The organism is Burkholderia sp. 22088, from assembly GCF_052045915.1.
Classification (GTDB): domain Bacteria; phylum Pseudomonadota; class Gammaproteobacteria; order Burkholderiales; family Burkholderiaceae; genus Burkholderia; species Burkholderia cepacia.
Genome location: NZ_JBQEPY010000009.1, coordinates 112,865 through 132,545, shown reverse-complemented (window position 1 = coordinate 132,545; position 19,681 = coordinate 112,865). Strand labels below are relative to the sequence as shown.

The 19,681-nt window shown below is 67.5% G+C and carries 17 protein-coding genes; 9 read left to right on the top strand and 8 right to left on the bottom strand.

Annotated features, from left to right (window positions below; genetic code table 11):
- The first annotated feature begins 42 nt into the window (after positions 1-42).
- A complete protein-coding gene (glnE, locus tag ACTJLD_RS18705) occupies positions 43-2,847 on the top strand; it encodes a bifunctional [glutamate--ammonia ligase]-adenylyl-L-tyrosine phosphorylase/[glutamate--ammonia-ligase] adenylyltransferase (protein WP_440659420.1) in 2,805 nt (934 codons plus the stop codon).
- Positions 2,848-2,975: 128 nt separating this feature from the next.
- On the opposite strand, the gene recN is transcribed toward glnE, so the two are convergent.
- Both recN and ACTJLD_RS18695 read right to left on the bottom strand, forming a co-directional pair.
- On the bottom strand, positions 2,976-4,625 hold the full coding sequence (recN, locus tag ACTJLD_RS18700; RefSeq protein ID WP_059698824.1) for a DNA repair protein RecN: 1,650 nt from the start codon (positions 4,623-4,625) through the stop codon (positions 2,976-2,978).
- 19 nt (positions 4,626-4,644) lie between these two features.
- Positions 4,645-5,547, bottom strand: coding sequence for an NAD kinase (locus ACTJLD_RS18695; protein WP_027788318.1), 903 nt, complete (start codon positions 5,545-5,547; stop codon positions 4,645-4,647).
- Between the two features lie 131 nt (positions 5,548-5,678).
- Here ACTJLD_RS18695 and hrcA point away from each other — a divergent pair, with 131 nt between their 5' ends.
- The 3 genes from hrcA to ACTJLD_RS18680 all read left to right on the top strand — a co-directional run bounded on the left by hrcA (position 5,679) and on the right by ACTJLD_RS18680 (position 8,326).
- On the top strand, positions 5,679-6,701 hold the full coding sequence (hrcA, locus tag ACTJLD_RS18690) for a heat-inducible transcriptional repressor HrcA (RefSeq protein WP_021162218.1): 1,023 nt from the start codon (positions 5,679-5,681) through the stop codon (positions 6,699-6,701).
- A 147-nt stretch (positions 6,702-6,848) separates the two neighbouring features.
- Entirely contained in the window at positions 6,849-7,922 is a 1,074-nt protein-coding gene (hemH, locus tag ACTJLD_RS18685) for a ferrochelatase (protein ID WP_059698977.1), read from the top strand.
- The gene (locus tag ACTJLD_RS18680; RefSeq protein WP_021162216.1) at positions 7,919-8,326 is read left to right on the top strand and encodes an RNA-binding S4 domain-containing protein; all 408 of its coding nucleotides are present in this window, start codon (positions 7,919-7,921) and stop codon (positions 8,324-8,326) included. The genes hemH and ACTJLD_RS18680 overlap by 4 nt, the downstream gene beginning before the upstream one ends.
- On the opposite strand, the gene ACTJLD_RS18675 is transcribed toward ACTJLD_RS18680, so the two are convergent.
- A complete protein-coding gene (locus ACTJLD_RS18675; protein WP_006476841.1) occupies positions 8,298-8,459 on the bottom strand; it encodes a hypothetical protein in 162 nt (53 codons plus the stop codon). The genes ACTJLD_RS18680 and ACTJLD_RS18675 overlap by 29 nt on opposite strands.
- A 356-nt stretch (positions 8,460-8,815) precedes the next feature.
- Here ACTJLD_RS18675 and grpE point away from each other — a divergent pair, with 356 nt between their 5' ends.
- The 5 genes from grpE to ACTJLD_RS18650 all read left to right on the top strand — a co-directional run bounded on the left by grpE (position 8,816) and on the right by ACTJLD_RS18650 (position 15,217).
- Complete coding sequence (gene grpE / locus ACTJLD_RS18670; protein WP_027788315.1) at positions 8,816-9,361, top strand: nucleotide exchange factor GrpE; 546 nt, start codon at positions 8,816-8,818, stop codon at positions 9,359-9,361.
- 10 nt (positions 9,362-9,371) lie between these two features.
- Entirely contained in the window at positions 9,372-9,782 is a 411-nt protein-coding gene (locus tag ACTJLD_RS18665) for a thioredoxin family protein (RefSeq protein ID WP_059528987.1), read from the top strand.
- A gap of 147 nt (positions 9,783-9,929) precedes the next feature.
- The gene (gene dnaK, locus ACTJLD_RS18660; protein WP_021162213.1) at positions 9,930-11,882 is read left to right on the top strand and encodes a molecular chaperone DnaK; all 1,953 of its coding nucleotides are present in this window, start codon (positions 9,930-9,932) and stop codon (positions 11,880-11,882) included.
- Between the two features lie 268 nt (positions 11,883-12,150).
- The gene (gene dnaJ, locus ACTJLD_RS18655) at positions 12,151-13,287 is read left to right on the top strand and encodes a molecular chaperone DnaJ (RefSeq protein ID WP_021162212.1); all 1,137 of its coding nucleotides are present in this window, start codon (positions 12,151-12,153) and stop codon (positions 13,285-13,287) included.
- 13 nt (positions 13,288-13,300) lie between these two features.
- Complete coding sequence (locus tag ACTJLD_RS18650) at positions 13,301-15,217, top strand: chorismate-binding protein (protein WP_440659419.1); 1,917 nt, start codon at positions 13,301-13,303, stop codon at positions 15,215-15,217.
- A 114-nt stretch (positions 15,218-15,331) separates the two neighbouring features.
- Here the strand turns inward: ACTJLD_RS18650 and panB are convergent, their stop codons facing one another.
- The 5 genes from panB to ACTJLD_RS18625 are packed head-to-tail and all read right to left on the bottom strand — an operon-like array spanning position 15,332 to position 19,672.
- Positions 15,332-16,147: a 3-methyl-2-oxobutanoate hydroxymethyltransferase gene (gene panB / locus ACTJLD_RS18645; RefSeq protein WP_059698828.1), complete on the bottom strand. Its 816-nt coding sequence runs from the start codon at positions 16,145-16,147 to the stop codon at positions 15,332-15,334.
- Positions 16,148-16,192: 45 nt separating this feature from the next.
- A complete protein-coding gene (locus ACTJLD_RS18640) occupies positions 16,193-16,879 on the bottom strand; it encodes a deoxynucleoside kinase (protein ID WP_027788310.1) in 687 nt (228 codons plus the stop codon).
- Complete coding sequence (gene folK / locus ACTJLD_RS18635) at positions 16,876-17,418, bottom strand: 2-amino-4-hydroxy-6-hydroxymethyldihydropteridine diphosphokinase (RefSeq protein ID WP_059685172.1); 543 nt, start codon at positions 17,416-17,418, stop codon at positions 16,876-16,878. Before folK ends, ACTJLD_RS18640 begins: the two co-directional genes overlap by 4 nt.
- Positions 17,419-17,453: 35 nt before the next feature.
- A complete protein-coding gene (pcnB, locus tag ACTJLD_RS18630) occupies positions 17,454-18,989 on the bottom strand; it encodes a polynucleotide adenylyltransferase PcnB (RefSeq protein ID WP_060193610.1) in 1,536 nt (511 codons plus the stop codon).
- Between the two features lie 5 nt (positions 18,990-18,994).
- Positions 18,995-19,672 (bottom strand): HAD family hydrolase, encoded by a 678-nt coding sequence (locus ACTJLD_RS18625; RefSeq protein WP_021162206.1) that lies wholly within the window; start codon positions 19,670-19,672, stop codon positions 18,995-18,997.
- Positions 19,673-19,681: the final 9 nt, after the last annotated feature.

Genomic DNA, 19,681 nt, shown 5'->3' with positions numbered 1-19,681 from the left:
CCGGCCGCTGCCGGCCAGCCTTTCCGCCAGGCCCGCTTCTCGATGACCGACGCTTCCGCCCTGATCAGCACGTCCTATTCCCGATACCTCGCTCGCGCGGCTGCCGCGCGGCCCGCGCTGGCCGAACAGGTCGCCGCGTGGGCCGCCGCGCCGCTCGGCCGCGTGCAGCTCGACGCGCGCCTCACCGAGCTGCTGGCGACGCCGGCCGGCACGGCCGCGCCGACCGAGGAGCAACTGAAGTGCGCGCTGCGGCAGTTGCGTGTCGAGGCGTTCGGCGCGGTCGCGGAACGCGACCTGCGCGGGCTGGCGGACGTCGCCGAGGTCACGGGCGCGATGACCGATCTCGCCGAAGTGGCCGTGCAGCGTTCGCTCGCGCTGCTGTCGGTTGAACTCGAGGCGCTATACGGCGAGCCGCGCGGCGCCGACGGCCAGCGCGTCGTGCTCGGCGTGGTCGGGATGGGCAAGCTCGGCGGCCGCGAGCTGAACGTGTCGTCGGACATCGACCTGATCTTCGTCTACGAGGACGACGGCGAGACGACCGGCGGCGCGCGTTCGCCGCTGTCCACGCAGGAATACTTCACGCGGCTCGGCCGGCGCCTGATCGGCGTGCTGTCCGAGGTCACGGCCGACGGCTACGTGTTTCGCGTCGACATGCGGCTGCGTCCGAACGGCGATTCGGGGCCGCTCGTCTGCAGCCTCGGCATGCTCGAGGAATATTTCTACGTGCAGGGGCGCGAGTGGGAGCGCTATGCGTGGATCAAGGGGCGGCTCGTGTCGGAAGGCGACAGCGACGCGGCGCGACGGCTGGAGTCGCAGCTCGAGTCGATCGTCAAGCCGTTCGTGTATCGCCGCTATCTCGATTTCGGCGTGATCGGCGCGATCCGCTCGCTGCACCAGCAGATCCGGCAGGAAGCCGCGCGCCGCGCGTCGATGCGGCCCGACAAGTCGGACGACATCAAGCTCGGGCGCGGCGGGATCCGCGAGATCGAGTTCAGCGCGCAGGTATTCCAGCTGATCCGGGGCGGCCAGGATGCGGAATTCCGCGTGCGGCCGACGCTCGCGGTGCTGCACCATGCGCAGGCGCGCGGGCTGATCGGCGAGGACGTGTGCGCGCGCCTGGCCGATGCTTACAACTTCCTGCGTACGCTCGAGCACCGGCTGCAGTACCGCAACGACGCGCAGACGCACGCGATGCCGGTCGAGTCCGACGAACGCGCGGCGCTGGCTGCATCGCTCGGCTTTGCCGACTACGCGGCGCTGATGACGGTGCTGGATGAGCACCGGAACTTCGTCGAGGCGCAGTTCGACCAGATCTTCGCGGACAAGGTGAAGGGCGGCGGCCCTTGCGCGGCGGGTGACGACACGGCCGCCGCATGGATCTGGAGCGGCGCGTTGGGCGACGACGGCGAGGACGATGCGCTGGTCGGGCGCCTCGACGGCCTCGGCTTCGCCGATCCGGCCGCCGTGCTCGCGCGGCTGCGTGCGATCTGGCAATCGACGCGCTACATGGGCCTGCCGGAAAAGAGCCGGCAGCGCTTCGACAGCGTCGCGCAGCGGGCGCTCGAGGCCGCGCCGAACATCGACGCCGCACGCCGCGACGACACGATCGTGCGCCTGTTCGACCTGCTCGAGACGGTCAGCCGGCGCGGCGTCTATCTCGCGCTGCTGACCGAGTATCCGGCCGCGCTCGACCGCGTGCTGTCGGTGCTCGGTGCGACGCGCTGGGGCGGCGGTTACCTGATCCGCCACCCGCAACTGCTCGACGAGCTGCTCGACGACGAGGCGATCGCGAGCCCGTTCGACTGGCCTGCGTTCAAGGACGCGCTGCGCGCGCGCCTCGCGGCGGCCGACGGCCCCGAGCAGCAGATGGACCTGCTGCGGCACGCGCAGCACGCGGAGGTGTTCCGGATCCTGCTGATCGACCTGGCCGGGCAGCTGTCGGTCGAGCACGTGAGCGACCGGCTGTCCGAGCTGGCCGACGCCGTGCTCGACGTGACGATCGAAGTCGTCTGGTCCCAGCTCGCGAAACGCCATCGCGACGTGCCGAAGTTCGCGGTGATCGCGTACGGCAAGCTGGGCGGCAAGGAGCTAGGCTACGCATCCGATCTCGACCTGATCTTCCTGTACGACGACGCGGACGAGCGCTCGGCGGACGTCTACACGACCTTCACGCGGCGGCTCATCACGTGGCTCACCACGGCGACCGGGGCCGGCGCGCTGTTCGACATCGACCTGCGGCTGCGGCCGAACGGCGAGGCCGGGCTGCTCGTCACCGATCTCGATGCGTTCCGCCGCTACCAGCTGCGCGAGGGCGACGCCGCGAACACCGCGTGGGTGTGGGAGCACCAGGCGCTGACGCGTGCCCGCTACAGCGCGGGCGACGCGCAGATCGGCGCGGACTTCGAGGCGATCCGCCAGCAGGTACTGACGACGCCGCGCGACGGCGGCGTGCTCGCGAAGGAGATCGTCGACATGCGCGGCAAGGTGTTTGCCGGCCATCCGAACCAGACCGATCTGTTCGACCTGAAGCACGATCGCGGCGGGATGGTCGACATCGAATTCATCGTCCAGTACTGGGTGCTGCTGCACGCGTCGAGCGACGCCGAGCTGATCCGCAACACGGGCAACATCGCGCTGCTGCGCGAGGTCGCGCGCTTCGGGCTGATGGGCGAGGACGAGGCCGAGCGCGTCGGCGCGGCCTACCGGAAGTACCGGAAGCTGCAGCACAAGCTGCGGCTCGACGGGATGGAGAAGGCGCGGGTCGATCCGGCCGTGGTGGCCGACGAGCGCGCAGCCGTGACGGCGCTGTGGGCGCGCGTGTTCGGGACGGCTGAAACGGGCGTTTGAGTCGGACGTTCGAATCGGGCGTTCGAATTCGCGGAGCAGGGCGGGCGCGATCGGGCGAGCGGCCGTGCGGCAAAAAAAGACCGGCGCATGCGCCGGTCTTTTTGCATTCGGCCGACGCGGTGCCCGCGTCAGGCCGCCAGCATTTCCTTCGCGTGCTTGCGCGTCGTGGCCGTGATCTCGAGCCCGCCGAGCATCCGCGCGACTTCCTCGATCCGGTTGGCGCGGTCGAGCGCGACGACCGTCGACACCGTGCCGCCGCGCTCGTCGGCGCCCTTCGCGACCTGGAAGTGGTGGTCGCCGCGCGCGGCGACCTGCGGCAGGTGCGTCACGCACAGCACCTGGCGATCGCGCCCGAGCTGGTGCAGCAGGCGGCCGACCACTTCGGCGACGCCGCCGCCGATCCCCGTATCGACTTCGTCGAAGATCAGCGTCGGCGTCGGGCTCGCCGCGCTTGCGATCACCGCGAGCGCGAGGCTGATCCGCGCGAGTTCGCCGCCCGACGCGACCTTCGCGAGCGGCCGCAGCGGCACGCCGGGGTGGCCGGCGACCCGGAATTCGACCTGCTCGAGCCCGTGCGGACCGCCGTCGGCGAGCGGGACGAGCGCGACTTCGAAGCTTCCGCCCGCCATCGACAGTTCCTGCATGCCGGCCGTGACGGCCGTGCCGAGCGCCTTGGCGGCCTGCGCGCGCGCCTTAGACAGATGCCCGGCATCGGCGAGGTAGGCTTCCCGCGCCTTGGCCTGCGTCGCCTCGAGCGCACCGAGATCGGCGGCCGCGTCGAGCGCCGCGAGCTGCGCGCGGCGTGCCGCGTGTTCTTCGTGCAGCGTGTCGGGCGGCAACCGGAACTTGCGGGCGGTCGAGTGCAGCGCATCGAGGCGCGTTTCGACCTGCGCGAGCCGCTCGGGATCGAGATCGACGCGCTGCGCATAGTGCGACAGCGAGTAGACGGCTTCCTGCAGCTGGATCTCGGCCGGTTCGAGCGACGCGAGCGCGTCGCCGAGCGCGGTGTCGTAGTCGGCCAGGCTGCGCAGCTTCGACACGATCGCGCCGAGCTGCGCGAGCATCGCGTCGTCGGCCTCGGACAACGCGTTGAGTGCGCCGCGCACGCCGTCGATCAGGTTCGCCGAATGCGACAGGCGCTTGTGCTCGTTGCTGACCTCGTCCCATTCGCCGGGCTGCGGCGCGAGCTTGTCGAGCTCGGCGAGCTGCCACGCGAGCTTTTCGCGTTCGAGCTGCAGCTCCCGCTCGTGCGCCTTCGCGGCCTCGATCGCCTGCGTCGCGTCGCGCCACACGCGCCACGCGCGCGCGACGTTCGCCGCATCGGCGACGAGCCCCGCGTGCGTGTCGAACAGCTCGCGCTGCGCGTCGGGCCGCATCAGCAGCTGGTGCGCATGCTGGCCGTGGATGTCGACGAGCATTTCGCCGAGTTCACGCAGCTGCGCGAGCGTCGCGCTGGTGCCGTTGATGAACGCGCGCGACCGGCCGTTCGCGTCGATCACGCGGCGCAGCATCACGGTGTCCTCGGTGTCGAACGCGTGTTCGTCGAGCCAGCGCGCGACGCGGTCGTGCGGCGTGAATTCGGCGGTGATGTCGGCGCGGCCGCAGCCGGTGCGCACGACGCTCGCGTCGGCACGTTCGCCGAGCGCGAGGGCGAGGGCGTCGATCAGGATCGATTTCCCGGCGCCGGTTTCACCGGAAAAGACGGAAAAGCCGCTGTCGAATTCGAGATCGAGCGCGGCGACGATGACGAAGTCGCGGATCGAGAGGTGGCGGAGCATGGTGTCGGGCGGAGCGGCGTCAGGACGCCTTGTCGTCTTCGTTCGAGGCGTGTTCGTTCCAGTGCAGCTTCTTGCGCAGCGTCGCGTAGTAGCTGTAGCCGATCGGGTGCAGGAACGGCACCGTGTGCTTCGAGCGGCGCACCTCGATCGTGTCGTTCAGCTCGAGCGACGTGAACGACTGCATGTCGAAGTTCACGTTGACGTCGCGCCCGCCGACGATCTGGATCGCGATCTTCGAATCGTCGGGCAGCACGATCGGCCGGTTCGACAGCGCGTGCGGCGCGATCGGCACGAGCACGATGCCCTGCAGCTGCGGATGGAGGATCGGGCCGGCCGACGACAGCGCGTAAGCGGTCGAGCCGGTCGGCGTGGCGACGATCAGGCCGTCGGAACGCTGGTTGTACATGTACCGGCCGTCGACCGACGCGCGCAACTCGACCATCCCGGAGAAGCCGCTGCGGTTCACGACGACGTCGTTGAACGCGAGCGCGTGGTAGATCGGTTCGCCGTCGCGCATGATCCGGGCCTCGAGCAGCGAGCGCTCCTCGCGCTCGAACTTGCCCGACAGGATCACCGGGACGAGGGCCTGCATGTCGGCCGCCGCGATATCGGTGATGAAGCCGAGCCGCCCGTGGTTGATCCCGATCAGCGGTGTCTTGTATGGCGCGAGCTGACGGCCGATGCCGAGCATCGTCCCGTCGCCGCCCAGTACGACCGCCACGTCGGCGCGCGCCCCGATTTCGGCCGGGGTCAGCGCCGGGTAGCCGGTGATGCCGATCTCGCGCGCGGTCTCGGCTTCGAAGACGACTTCGAAGCCCCGCTTGGCGATGCAGGCGGCCAGCGTGGCGAGCGGCTCGGCGATGTTCGGCGTGTTGCTCCGGCCGACGAGCGCGACAGTGTTGAACTGATTACCGGTTTTCATGCCGGCATTACACCATAGCTCGTTGACGAAAAGAACCGGCTGTGCGCTGACGGGGCCGGATCGGGTCGGCCCGCGCATCGGTGGCCGACGCCACTCGCCGCGGTCGCGCGGTTGCGCTAAAATTTTCCACCATGCTAGATCCTCGCGCACGAACCCTCCTGAAAACCCTGATCGAACGGTATATCGCCGACGGTCAGCCAGTCGGATCGCGCACGTTGTCCCGTTACTCCGGGCTCGAGCTGAGCCCGGCGACGATCCGCAACGTGATGTCCGACCTGGAGGAGCTCGGCCTCGTGTCGAGCCCGCACACGTCGGCCGGCCGCGTGCCGACGCCGCGCGGCTACCGGCTGTTCGTCGACACGATGCTGACGGTCGAGGTGCCGATCGACGCCGAGGCCGTCGCGCGGCAGGTGCAGAACACGCTGCAGGCCGGCGAGCCGCAGCAGCGCGTCGTGGCGGCCGCCGCGAGCGTGCTGTCGAACCTGTCGCAGTTCGCGGGCGTCGTGCTGACGCCGCGCCGCAGCCACGTGTTCAAGCAGATCGAGTTCATGCGCCTGTCGGACAAGCGCATCCTGCTGATCATCGTGACGCCCGAGGGCGACGTGCAGAACCGGATGCTCGCGACGCCGCGCGACTACTCGCCGTCGCAACTGACCGAGGCGTCCAACTACATCAACGCGCATTTCGCCGGACTGTCGTTCGACGAGGTGCGCCGTCGCCTGCGCGACGAGATCGACCAGTTGCGCGGCGACATGACCACGCTGATGCATGCGGCCGTGACGGCCAGCACCGAGGTGCCCGACACCGAGGACACCGTGCTGATTTCCGGCGAGCGCAACCTGCTCGAGGTGGCGGATCTCTCGTCCGACATGGCCCGGCTGCGCAAGCTGTTCGACGTATTCGACCAAAAGACGGGCCTCCTGCAACTGCTCGACGTGTCGAGCCACGCCCAGGGCGTGCAGATCTTCATCGGCGGCGAATCGACGCTCGTGCCGATCGAGGAAATGAGCGTCGTTACCGCCCCTTACGAGGTGAACGGGCAGATCGTCGGCACGCTCGGCGTGATCGGCCCGACCCGCATGGCGTACAACCGCGTGATCCCGATCGTCGACATCACCGCGCGGCTCCTGTCGCTCACGCTGAGCCAGCAGTAGCCTGCGAGCGCCAGCCCGATCCCGCCCCGTCATCGTGCCGCGGCGCCGCGTGCGCCGACAGTCGGCCGAACGGCCAGCCGACCGGCGCGAGGCGGCCCGCTATAATTGAGAGCCGTCCGGTCCCGTGCCCCGAGCACGTTCTTGCCCATGCGTTTCGATCTTGAGCCGCCTTCGAGTATCGCGGCTGCCCATCGCATCGGCGTGCTGCTGATCAATCTCGGCACGCCCGATGCGCCCACGCCGCGTGCCGTGCGGCGCTATCTGGCCGAATTCCTGTCGGATCCGCGGGTCGTCGAGATTCCGCAGGCCATCTGGCAAGTGCTGCTGCGCACGCTGATCCTGCCGCTGCGCGGCCGCGCGTCCGCGAAGAAATACGCGGCCGTCTGGATGCCCGAGGGCTCGCCGCTGCGCGTGCATACCGTGCGCCAGACCGACGGCGTGCGGCACCTGCTCGCGTCGAACGGTTATCAAGTGCAGGTCGACTACGCGATGCGCTACGGCAGTCCGAACATTTCGCACGCGCTCGCGCAGTTCAAGCGCGCCGGCGTCGAGCGCGTGCTGCTGATGCCGATGTATCCGCAATACTCGGCGTCGACCACGGCCACCGCATTCGACGCCGCATTCGACGCGCTCTCGCGCATGCGCAACCAGCCGGAGGTGCGCACGATACGGCACTACGCCGACCATCCGGCCTATATCCACGCGCTGGCCGAGCAGGTGCGCCAGTATTGGGCGCAGCACGGCCGGCCGGACTTCGCGGCCGGCGACAAGCTCGTGCTGAGCTTTCACGGCGTGCCGAAGCGCACGCTCGACCTCGGCGATCCCTATCACGACCAGTGCCAGCAGACGGGCGCGCTGCTGATGGCCGCGCTCGGGTTGTCGACGACCGAGTGCCGCGTCACGTTCCAGTCGCGTTTCGGCAAGGCCGAATGGCTGCAGCCTTATACCGCGCCGACGCTGCGCGAGTTCGGCGAGGCCGGCGTACAGCGGGCCGACGTGTTCTGTCCCGGTTTCACGGCCGATTGCCTGGAGACGATCGAGGAGATCGGCATGGAAGTGCGCGACGAGTTCCTCGCCGGTGGCGGCAAGGCATTCCACCGGATTCCGTGCCTGAACGGCGCGCCCGCGTGGATCGGCGCGCTTGGCGAGATCGTCGCCGAGAATCTGCAGGGCTGGCCGGTCAAGGCCGCGCAGCCCGAAACGGTGGGTGAGGTGCGATGAATTACAAGATTTCGACCGAACCGGGCGCGAAGCTGCGCATCGACAAATGGCTGTGGGCGGCCCGGTTCTTCAAGACGCGCTCGCTTGCAACCGATGCGGTCGACAAGGGGCACGTGAAGATCGGTGGGGCTGCAGTCAAGCCGGCGAAGGAAGTGCGCGTGGGCGACGAGGTCGAAATTGCGATCGACGGCATCGTCTGGCACATTGCCGTACTCGGCGTGTGCGACGTGCGCGGGCCGGCGAGCGTCGCGCAGACGCTTTACGAGGAAACGGAAGCGGGGCGAGCCGCACGGCTCGCCGAACTGGAGCGGCGCCGCACGTATCGCGAGCCGGCGGCCGAATTGCACGGCCGGCCGACGAAGCGCGACCGGCGCATCATCGACAGATTTTCTGGTGGGAGCTGAACATCTGGTCGAACGTCGCCCGCGCGCTCCCGTATTCGGTCGTGCGGTCGGTGACGGCTCCCGACAGGCAGATGGTGGTGGTGCCGGCAATGAGTACCAGCGCGACCACCGATATCGCAAAGGTCAGTTTCACGGTACTCCCCTCGAGAAGGGGTGAAAACGGCGCCAGGTGGTGGTTGTAAGGCGTCGGTCAGCTAAGGGTAAACACGCTTTTCCGACGCTTGAGTGGAGTGTAGTGCAGCGGGACTGTGCCAAGCTAGTACTTGCCAGGTAAGCGTTGTTACAGCCCGTTTCGCCTGCTTTGGCGGACTATGCGTGCGATGCACCGGTGCGACGCGCGGTTGTTTCGCGGCATTGGAGAATGCCGGCGAATAACCCTCTTGAAATCGCAGTTTTCACCCTTATTTGCACCAGCAATGTGCGGTGCCGCCGGGTATACGGTCCGGCGGTTACCGATTTGGCTTCAACCTCTAATCGACTTTCAGCGACATGGAAAACACGCAAGAGAACCCGTCTACCCAATCGGCCGAAGATATCGGCAGCGAGAAGCAGGCGGCGCAAGGCGCTGCTCCCGCCGCCGAAGCAGCCGACGCGGCGCTCGCGGAGGCTCAAGCCAAGGTCGCCGAGCTGCAGGAGAGCTACCTGCGGGCGAAGGCCGAGACCGAGAACGTCCGCCGCCGCGCGCAGGACGACGTCTCGAAGGCGCACAAGTTCGCGATCGAGAGCTTCGCGGAGCACCTGCTGCCCGTGCTGGACAGCCTGGAAGCGGCCGTCAACGATACGTCCGGCGACATCGCGAAGGTGCGTGAAGGCGTCGAGCTGACGCTGCGCCAGCTGACGAGCGCACTCGAGAAGGGCCGCGTCGTCGCGATCAACCCGGTCGGCGAGAAGTTCGATCCGCACCAGCACCAGGCGATTTCGATGGTGCCGGCCGAGCAGGAGCCGAACACCGTCGTCACGGTGCTGCAGAAGGGCTACACGATCGCCGACCGCGTGCTGCGTCCGGCGCTCGTCACCGTCGCGCAGCCGAAGTAAGGGCGTCGCGATGGTGCCCGCCGGCGTCGATCCGGCCGCATTCGACGCGTTCGACATGCAGGCGCTGGACGCCGGCACGTTCGACGCGGCGATCGACGGCGCGGGGGACGCGCTTGCGGTGGTGTTCTTCTGGGGCGTCGACTGCTTCAACTGCGAGATCGCGAAGAAGGCGATGCTCGCCCAGCCCGACGCCATCCGCGCGCTGGGCTTGAAGTGGTTCCATTGCAACGTGTACGAACACCACCAGCTGGGGCGCCGCTTCGGGCTGCACGGTGTGCCGACGTGGTTCTTCTTCCACCGCGGCAAGCGGCTCGGCCGCGCGACGGGCTGGCATGGCCTCGCGCAGTTCCAGGCGGCCGTGTCGGCGGCGCGCGCGAAAATCGCAGCGGCGGGCAGCGATCCCCTAGCCGGCGGCGATTGAAAAAATTTAATATCCGCATCGCTCGGCGGGTCTTGAAAACGGATCGGCCGGACGCATTTCGGGAACAGAGTTGAATTCTGGCGCGCGAAACCGCCCCAAAACGCGGGGTTTTGCGCAGCAAACAAGCATTTCTGGAGATTAGGAAAAATGGGAAAGATCATCGGTATTGACCTCGGCACCACGAACTCGTGCGTTGCCATCATGGAAGGCAACCAGGTCAAGGTCATCGAGAACTCGGAAGGCACGCGCACCACGCCGTCGATCATCGCCTACATGGACGACAACGAAGTGCTCGTCGGCGCGCCGGCCAAGCGTCAATCGGTGACCAACCCGAAGAACACGCTGTTCGCAGTGAAGCGCCTGATCGGCCGCCGCTTCGAAGAGAAGGAAGTCCAGAAGGACATCGGCCTGATGCCTTACAGCATCATCAAGGCCGACAACGGCGATGCATGGGTCGAAGCGCACGGCGAAAAGCTCGCGCCGCCGCAGGTTTCGGCGGAAGTGCTGCGCAAGATGAAGAAGACGGCCGAAGACTACCTCGGCGAGCCGGTCACGGAAGCCGTGATCACGGTGCCGGCGTACTTCAACGACAGCCAGCGCCAGGCAACCAAGGATGCCGGCCGCATCGCGGGCCTCGAAGTCAAGCGGATCATCAACGAGCCGACCGCAGCCGCGCTCGCGTTCGGCCTCGACAAGGCCGAGAAGGGCGACCGCAAGATCGCCGTGTATGACCTCGGCGGCGGTACGTTCGACGTGTCGATCATCGAAATCGCGGACGTCGACGGCGAAATGCAGTTCGAAGTGCTGTCGACCAACGGCGACACGTTCCTCGGCGGCGAAGACTTCGACCAGCGCATCATCGATTACATCATCGGCGAGTTCAAGAAGGAGCAGGGCGTCGACCTGTCGAAGGACGTGCTCGCGCTGCAGCGCCTGAAGGAAGCCGCTGAAAAGGCGAAGATCGAGCTGTCGTCGAGCCAGCAGACCGAAATCAACCTGCCGTACATCACGGCGGACGCGTCGGGCCCGAAGCACTTGAACCTGAAGATCACCCGCGCGAAGCTGGAAGCGCTGGTGGAAGACCTCGTCGAGCGCACGATCGAACCGTGCCGCATCGCGATCAAGGACGCAGGCGTCAAGGTGTCGGACATCGACGACGTGATCCTGGTCGGCGGCCAGACGCGCATGCCGAAGGTCATGGAGAAGGTGAAGGAGTTCTTCGGCAAGGATCCGCGCCGTGACGTGAACCCGGACGAAGCCGTCGCGGTTGGCGCGGCGATCCAGGGCCAGGTCCTGTCGGGCGACCGCAAGGACGTGCTGCTGCTCGACGTGACCCCGCTGTCGCTCGGTATCGAGACGCTCGGCGGCGTGATGACGAAGATGATCAGCAAGAACACGACGATCCCGACGAAGCACGCGCAAGTGTATTCGACGGCGGACGACAACCAGGGCGCCGTGACGATCAAGGTGTTCCAGGGCGAACGCGAAATGGCAGCCGGCAACAAGCTGCTCGGCGAGTTCAACCTCGAAGGCATCCCGCCCGCACCGCGCGGCGTGCCGCAGATCGAAGTGACCTTCGACATCGACGCGAACGGCATCCTGCACGTCGGCGCGAAGGACAAGGCGACCGGCAAGGAAAACAAGATCACGATCAAGGCGAACTCGGGTCTGTCCGAGGCTGAAATCGACCAGATGATCAAGGACGCGGAAGCGAACGCAGCGGAAGATCACAAGCTGCGCGAGCTGGCCGATTCGCGCAACCAGGGCGATGCGCTGGTCCACAGCACGAAGAAGGCGCTGACCGAGTACGGCGACAAGCTGGACGCGGGCGAGAAGGAAGCGATCGAAGCGTCGCTGAAGTCGCTCGAGGAAGTGCTGAAGGACACGTCGGCCGACAAGGCTGCGATCGACGCGAAGGTCGAGGAACTCGGCAAGGTTTCGCAGAAGCTCGGCGAAAAGATGTACGCCGACATGCAGGCCCAGCAAGCGGGTGCGGCCGGCGCAGCGGGTGCAGCTGAAGGTGCGGCCCACGCGGGCGGCGCGCAACAGGCTGCCGACGATGTCGTCGACGCCGAGTTCAAGGAAGTGAAGAAGGACTAAGCCGGGTTGCCCCGGTGCCGCACGCCGCGCGCGCAACACGCGCGCGGCGCGGCTGACGGGCTGGCTGACAAGCGGTCTGTCTTTCCTTCCGGATGGCCGGATCGACTCCACGCCTGGCGGGCTTTGCGGCCCTCCGGGCACATTTGTTTTTTGGCGGGTGCTGCACGAGCCGTCCGCGGACGGGCGCAGCGCCAGACGAGTCGAGAGACTTTACTGCGGGCGAAAGGAGCCGCCGCGTGCGCGATGCGTGGCGGCACAGTGAATCGATATGGCGAAACGGGATTACTACGAGGTTCTGGGCGTCGCGAAGAATGCGAGCGACGACGAAATCAAGAAGGCATATCGCAAGCTTGCGATGAAGTATCACCCTGACCGCAATCCGGACAACAAGGATGCGGAAGAGCATTTCAAGGAGGTGAAGGAAGCCTACGAAATGCTCTCGGACAGCCAGAAGCGGGCCGCGTACGACCAGTACGGCCATGCGGGCGTCGATCCGAACATGGGCGGTGCGGGCGCACAGGGCTTCGGCGGCTTCGCGGATGCGTTCGGCGACATCTTCGGCGACATCTTCGGCCAGGCCGCGGGCGGCGCCGCGCGCGGCGGCCGTGGCGGCCCGCAGGTGTATCGCGGTGCCGACCTGCGCTACAGCATGGAAATCACGCTCGAGCAGGCCGCACACGGCTACGACACGCAGATCCGCGTGCCGAGCTGGGTGTCGTGCGAGGTCTGCCACGGGTCGGGTGCGAAGCCCGGCACGAAGCCGGAAACCTGCCCGACCTGTCATGGCCAGGGCACGGTGCGCATGTCGCAGGGCTTCTTCAGCATCCAGCAGACCTGCCCGAAGTGCCACGGCACGGGCACCTACATCCCGGAGCCGTGCGTGCATTGCCACGGGTCGGGCAAGGTGAAGGAAACCAAGACGCTCGAAGTGAAGATCCCGGCCGGGATCGACGACGGGATGCGCATCCGCTCGGCCGGCAACGGCGAGCCGGGCATCAACGGCGGGCCGCCGGGCGACCTGTACGTCGAGATCCACATCAAGCCGCACTCGGTGTTCGAGCGCGACGGCGACGATCTCCACTGCCAGATGCCGATCCCGTTCACGACCGCCGCGCTCGGCGGCGAGATCGAGGTGCCGACGCTGGCCGGCCGTGCATCGTTCCCGGTGCCGGAAGGCACGCAGTCGGGCAAGACGTTCCGGCTGCGCGGCAAGGGCATCAAGGGGCTGCGTTCGAGCATCGCGGGCGATCTGTACGTGCACGTGCAGGTCGAGACGCCCGTGAAGCTGACCGACAACCAGCGCGACCTGCTCAAGCAGTTCGAGAAGTCGCTGGCCGAGGGCGGCGCGCGTCACAGCCCGCAGAGCAAGAGCTGGTTCGACCGTGTGAAGAGCTTCTTCGAGTAACTCGAGTAACAGCATGACTGAAGGCAACGAGAGCGCGTCGTTCGCGCTCTTGGACGATTGCGACTCGACCGCGTCCGCGCGGTCGAGTCGTTTGTATTCGGGATTCGTGCGCGAACGCGTGTGCACGGATCCGGCGCGGCTCGACGCAGTCGATGCGGCGGTGGCGCAGGACCTGCGCGACGGGCTGCACGCGGTCGTCGTCGGCGATTACGAATTCGGACGCAACCTGCAACGGGCGCAGCCGGGCCATGCCCCGCTGCGCTTTTTGCTGTATGCGCGCTGCGAACGCCTGTCGCGCGACGAAGTCGACGCGTGGCTCGCGCAGCAGGACGGCGGCAGCGACGCGCCGTCGATCGCGGGTGTCGCGCATGTCGCGAAGAGCGTGTCGCGCGATGCGTTCGATGCGGCGATCGCCGCGGTGCACGACGCGCTGCGCGCGGGCGATTCGTATCAGGTCAACTACACGTACCGGCTGAACTTCGACGTGTTCGGCACGCCGCTCGCGCTGTACCGGCGGCTGCGTGCGCGCCAGCCGGTGCGCTACGGCGCGCTGGTTGCGTTGCCCGACGGGGCGTGGGTCGTGTCGTGTTCGCCCGAGCTGTTCGTCGAGAAGCACGGCGACGTGCTGCGCGCGCGGCCGATGAAGGGCACCGCACCCCGTTCGGCCGACCCTCGCGACGATGCGGCGGCGGCCGCGTTCCTCGCGAACGATCCGAAGAACCGCGCGGAAAACGTGATGATCGTCGACCTGCTGCGCAACGACGTATCGCGGATCGCGCGCACCGGGACGGTTCGCGTGCCGGCGCTGTTCTCCGTCGAGCCGTATGCGTCGGTGTGGCAGATGACGTCGACGGTCGAGGCCGGCTGGCGCGCAGGGACGACGTTCGCGCAGATGCTGCGTGCGCTGTTTCCGTGCGGATCGATCACGGGCGCGCCGAAGTACAAGACGATGCAGTTGATCGATGCGATCGAGTCGACGCCGCGCGGCCTCTATACGGGCGCGATCGGCTGGCTTGACGCCGCGAAGCAAGGCGCCGATTCCGACGCGCCGGGTGAGCGCCTGGGCGGTTGTGGCGATTTTTGCCTGTCGGTCGCGATCCGGACGCTGACGCTCGATGCTACCGGTGAAGGTGCGACCGGTGCCGAAGCACGCAATCCGGCAACGCCAATCGCCGGCCGGCGCCGTGGCACGATGGGGGTCGGCGCGGGCATCGTGCTCGACAGTGTCGCGGCCGACGAATATGCGGAGTGCGAATTGAAAGCACGATTCCTGACGGATGCCGATCCCGGCTTCCAGCTGTTCGAAACGACCGCCGCCACGCGTGCGGACGGCATCCGGCACCTCGATCGTCATCTCGCGCGGCTGCAGCGTAGCGCGGATGCGTTCGGCTTCCGCTTCGACCCCGAGGCGCTACGTCGCGAGATCGACGCGCGCTGCGCGGCGCTCGACGGCGACGTCACCTGCCGGATGAAGCTCGCGCTCGCGAAGGACGGCACGATCGAGATCGTCGCGGCACCGCTCAAGCCATTGCCGGCGGGGCCGGTCGGCGTGTTGCTGGCGTCCGCGCACGGCTTCGCATCGACCCGTGCGAGCGATGCGCTGCTGCTGCACAAGACGACGCGCCGCGCCGAATACGATCGCGCGTGGCAGGCGGCGGAGGCGCTCGGGTGCTTCGACATGCTGTTCGTCAACGAGCGCGGCGAGGTGACGGAAGGCGGGCGCTCGAACGTGTTCGTGAAGCTCGACGGCCAGTGGGCAACGCCGCCGCTCGAATCCGGCGTGCTGCCGGGGGTGATGCGTGGCGTGTTGCTCGACGATCGCGTGTTCGGCGCGACGGAGCGGGTCGTGACCCGCGACGATCTCGCGCGTGCGGAGGCGCTGCTGCTGACGAACGCGCTGCGCGGCGTGCTCGACGCGGTACTGAAGTAACCGGTAGCCGGCAACTTGCAGCGTATGAAAGAAAAAGCGCGGCGCCCCGCAAAGGGCGCCGCGCTTTTTTACATCGAGGCATCGGCGCACGCACCGCAGGCCCCGCCACGGACGTCAGAACGAATGTTCCGGCCCAGGGAACGAACCATCCTTCACCGCGTGCACGTACGCTTCGACGGCCGCCTGAATGTTCGGCTGACCCTGCATGAAATCCTTCACGAAGCGCGGCCGCTTGCCGGGGAACACGCCGAGCATGTCGTGCAGCACGAGCACCTGGCCCGAGCAGTCGACGCCCGCGCCGATGCCGATCGTCGGAATCTTGAGCATGTGCGTGACTTCGGAGGCGACGAGCGTCGGCACGGCTTCGAGCACGACGAGCTGCGCGCCCGCATCCTCGATCGCGCGCGCGTCGCGCAGCAACTGGGCAGCACCGGCTTCGGTCTTGCCTTGCACCTTGAAGCCGCCGAACGCGTGCACCGATTGCGGCGTGAGGCCCACGTGCGCGCATACAGGCACCGCGCGCTCGACGAGGAAGCGGATCGTCTCGGCGAGCCATTCGCCGCCTTCGAGCTTGACCATCTGCGCACCGGCACGCATCAGCTTGACGGCACTCGCGAACGCCTCGGCCGGCGTACCGTACGTGCCGAACGGCAGATCGGCGACGACCAGCGCGCGCGGCTGCGCGCGGGCGACACAGGCGGTGTGATACGCGATGTCGTCGAGCGAGACGGGCAGCGTGGTCGTTTGGCCCTGCAGCACGTTGCCGAGCGAATCGCCGATCAGCAGCACGTCGACGCCCGAACGGTCGAGCAGGGCGGCAAAGCTCGCGTCGTAGCAGGTGAGCATCGCGATCTTCTCGCCGGCGACGCGCATTGCCTGCAGCTTGGGCACCGTGACGGCAGGCCGGCTCGATTCCTGGAGATAGGTCATGGGAAATCCGGTTCGAATGGATGAGGAACGACAGGCGAGGACGCGTCAGCGCGTCGTCTCGCCCTTGACGAAGAATTCCTTGCGGCCGCGCATCGTCTCGATGCGCTCGACCAGCAGGGCGAGATCTTCGGGGGAATCCTGCGGGTTCAGGTGTTCCGCGGCGACCGTCAGCACCGGCGTGCGGTCGTAGTGGTAGAAGAATTCGTTGTACGCGTCGACGAGCGAGCGCAGGTACGCGTCGCTGATCTGCAGCTCCATCGGCAGCCCGCGCTTCTGGATGCGCGAGAACAGCACTTCGGGGCTCGCCTGCAGGTAGACGACGAGGTCGGGCGACGGCGCCTGCGGCACGTCCACGTGCGTGGCGACCGAACGGTAGAGCTGCCACTCGTCTTCCGGCAGGTTCAGCCGCGCGAAGATGTCGTTTTTCTGCGGCATGAAATCGGCGATGACCGGGCGGCCCGTTTCGAGCGCACCGATCAGCTCGCGTGCCTGCTGCGCACGCTGCAGCGCGAACGACAGCTGCACGGGCAGCGCGTAGCGCGCGGTATCGCGATAGAAGCGTTCGAGGAACGGGTTGTCCTGCGGGCGCTCGAGCAGCGTCTGCATCGACCAGCGTTCGGCGAGCAGGCGCGCGAGCGTCGTCTTGCCGACGCCGATCGGGCCTTCGATCACGAGATAGCGGTGCGGGGCGCGCAGGTCGGGCGCAGTGACGGTGAGGGGTGTCGGGGTCATCGGCAGCGGTTCTTGTCGGCGTCTTCGCTGGCGGCGAGCGCCTTCTGCATCAGGCACTGGCAGGTCTGCACCTTCTCGACACGCTGATCCGCGACGGCGGCGAGGAAGGTATCGGCACGGCCGCGCGCGGGAATGTCGAGTGCGGGCTCGATCTCCACGAGCGGCACGAGCGCGAACGCGCGATCGGTGAGGCGCGGATGCGGGACGATCAGGTCGGGTTCGTCGATCGAATCGGCGCCGAACAGCAGGATGTCGAGGTCGAGCGTGCGCGGCGCGTTGCGATACGGGCGCTCGCGGCCGAAGTGATGTTCGATCTTCTGGCAGAGCGCGAGCAGCTCGCGCGCCGACAGCGTCGTGTCGAGCTTGACGACGCAGTTGTAGTAGTCGTCGCCGCCCGCTTCGAAGGGCGCCGTGCGATACAGGCTCGATTTGCCGAGGATCGAGATGGTGCGCTGCTGCGCGAGGCACACCACCGCGTCCTTCAGGGTCTGGCGCGCATCGCCGAGATTCGCCCCCAGTCCGATATATGCAACCGTCATGGCATCACTTCCTACGTCGTTCGCCGTCGTGCGCGTCAGTCGTCGGAACCGCCCGAGGTGTCCGGTGCCTGCTCGGCGGCACCTTCACCCGGCTTGCGGTTTCGCGCACCGCCGCGGCGGCGCCGCTTGCGGGGCGATTTTTCCTTCGAGCCGCCCTGCGTGAGCAATGCCTCGCGAGCGGCCGCGTCGCCTTCGATGAAATCCGTCCACCACTGTCCGACTTCCGCATCGAGCTCGCCGGATTCGCAGCGTAACAGGAGGAAATCATACCCCGCTCTAAACCTTTGGTGTTCCAGCAGCCTCATCGCACTGCGGCCCGAGCGTTTCTCGAGGCGCAGCTGCAGGCCCCAGATCTCGCGCATGTCGGCCGAGTAGCGCTTGTGGATCGCGAGTTTCTCGGTCTGCATGTCGAGCACGTCGTCCATCGCGCGATGGAGCGCCGGCACCGGGATTTCGCCTTCGGCCGTGTATTGCTCGAAGCGCTGGCGCATGTCGTGCCACAGCAGCGTCGCGAACAGGAAGCCCGGGGAAACCGGCTTGCCGGCGCGCACGCGTGCATCGGTGTTGTTCAGCGCGAGCGTGATGAACTTTTCGCCCTGCGGCTGTTCGAGCACGACGTCGAGCAGCGGCAGCAGCCCGTGGTGCAGGCCTTCCTTGCGCAGCCGCTGCAGGCACGCGAGCGCGTGGCCCGACAGCAGCAGCTTCAGCATTTCGTCGAACAGGCGCGCGGCCGGCACGTTGTTGATCAGGTCGGCGAGCGCGTTGATCGGCTCGCGCGTGTGCGGCTCGATCTCGAAACCGAGCTTCGCCGCGAAGCGCACGACGCGCAGCATCCGCACCGGATCCTCGCGGAAGCGCGTGGCCGGATCGCCGATCATCCGCAACAGGCGGGCGCGCACGTCGGCCATCCCGTCGTGGTAGTCGAGCACCGTCTGCGTCGACGGGTCGTAGTACATCGCGTTGATCGTGAAGTCGCGGCGTGCGGCGTCTTCGTGCTGCTCGCCCCACACGTTGTCGCGCAGCACGCGGCCGCTCGCGTCGACCGCATGGGTGCGGCGATCGAGTTCGTCGCGCTTCAGGCGCTTCGGCGGCTCGGCAGCGGCCGCCTCGGGCGGCGCATCGACCAGCGCGCGGAACGTCGACACCTCGATCAGCTCCTGGCCGAACTGCACGTGGACGATCTGGAAGCGGCGGCCGATCAGGCGCGCGCGGCGGAACAGGCGCTGCACCTCGGTGGGCGTTGCATCGGTCGCGACGTCGAAGTCCTTCGGCGCGATGCCGAGCAGCAGGTCGCGTACCGCACCGCCGACGATGAAGGCGCGGAAGCCCGCCTGCTGCAGCGTGTCGGTCACGCGCACGGCATTCTTCGAGATCAGTGCCGGGTTGATGCCGTGCACGCTGGCCGGCACGACGGTCGGCTCATGGTTGCTGCGCGGCTTTTTCGTGCCGCCGCGGGCGCCTTTCGGGGCACGCGGGGTAGCAGGGGCCGCTTCGTCGGCCGGGGCCGCTGCGGGAGAGGTTTGCTCGGTTTCGTCCTGGCCGAGCAGTTTGCGAATGAATTTTTTGATCACGACGTTCAGAAGAGATCGAGGATGCGCCAGCCGCGGTTGCTTGCATGCGCGCGCAGCGTGTCGTCAGGGTTGGTCGCGATCGGGTCGGTGACTTTCTCGAGCAACGGGATGTCGTTGTGCGAGTCGCTGTAGAAGTAGGTGTGCGTGAAGTCGCTCCATTGCTTGCCGAGCGACGCGAGCCACGCTTCGGTCCGCACGATCTTGCCTTCGCGATAGCTCGGCGTGCCGGTCGGCCGGCCCGTGTACGGCGAATCGGGATGCCCGTCGGTCGTCTCGACCTCGCAGGCGATCAGCGTGTCCACGCCGAACGCGGTGGCGATCGGGCGCGTGATGAATTCGTTGGTCGCCGTCACGACGCAGCACAGGTCGCCTGCATCGAGGTGCTTGCGCACGAGTTCGAGCGCGGCGGGCGTCATTGCGGGCCGGATCACCTCGTGCATGTACTGCTCGTGCCATTGCGCGAGCTGCGCACGCGAATACTTCGCGAGCGGCGTGAGCATCGCCGTGAGGTACGCGTGGATGTCGAGCTTGCCGGCCTTGTAGTCGGCGAAGAACTGGTCGTTCTGACGCGAGAAGCTTTCCGCGTCGACGATGCCGAGCTTCACCATGAAGCGACCCCATTCGTGGTCGCTATCGGTCGGGATCAGCGTGTGATCGAGGTCAAAGAGTGCCAGATTAGTCATGGAAGCGCA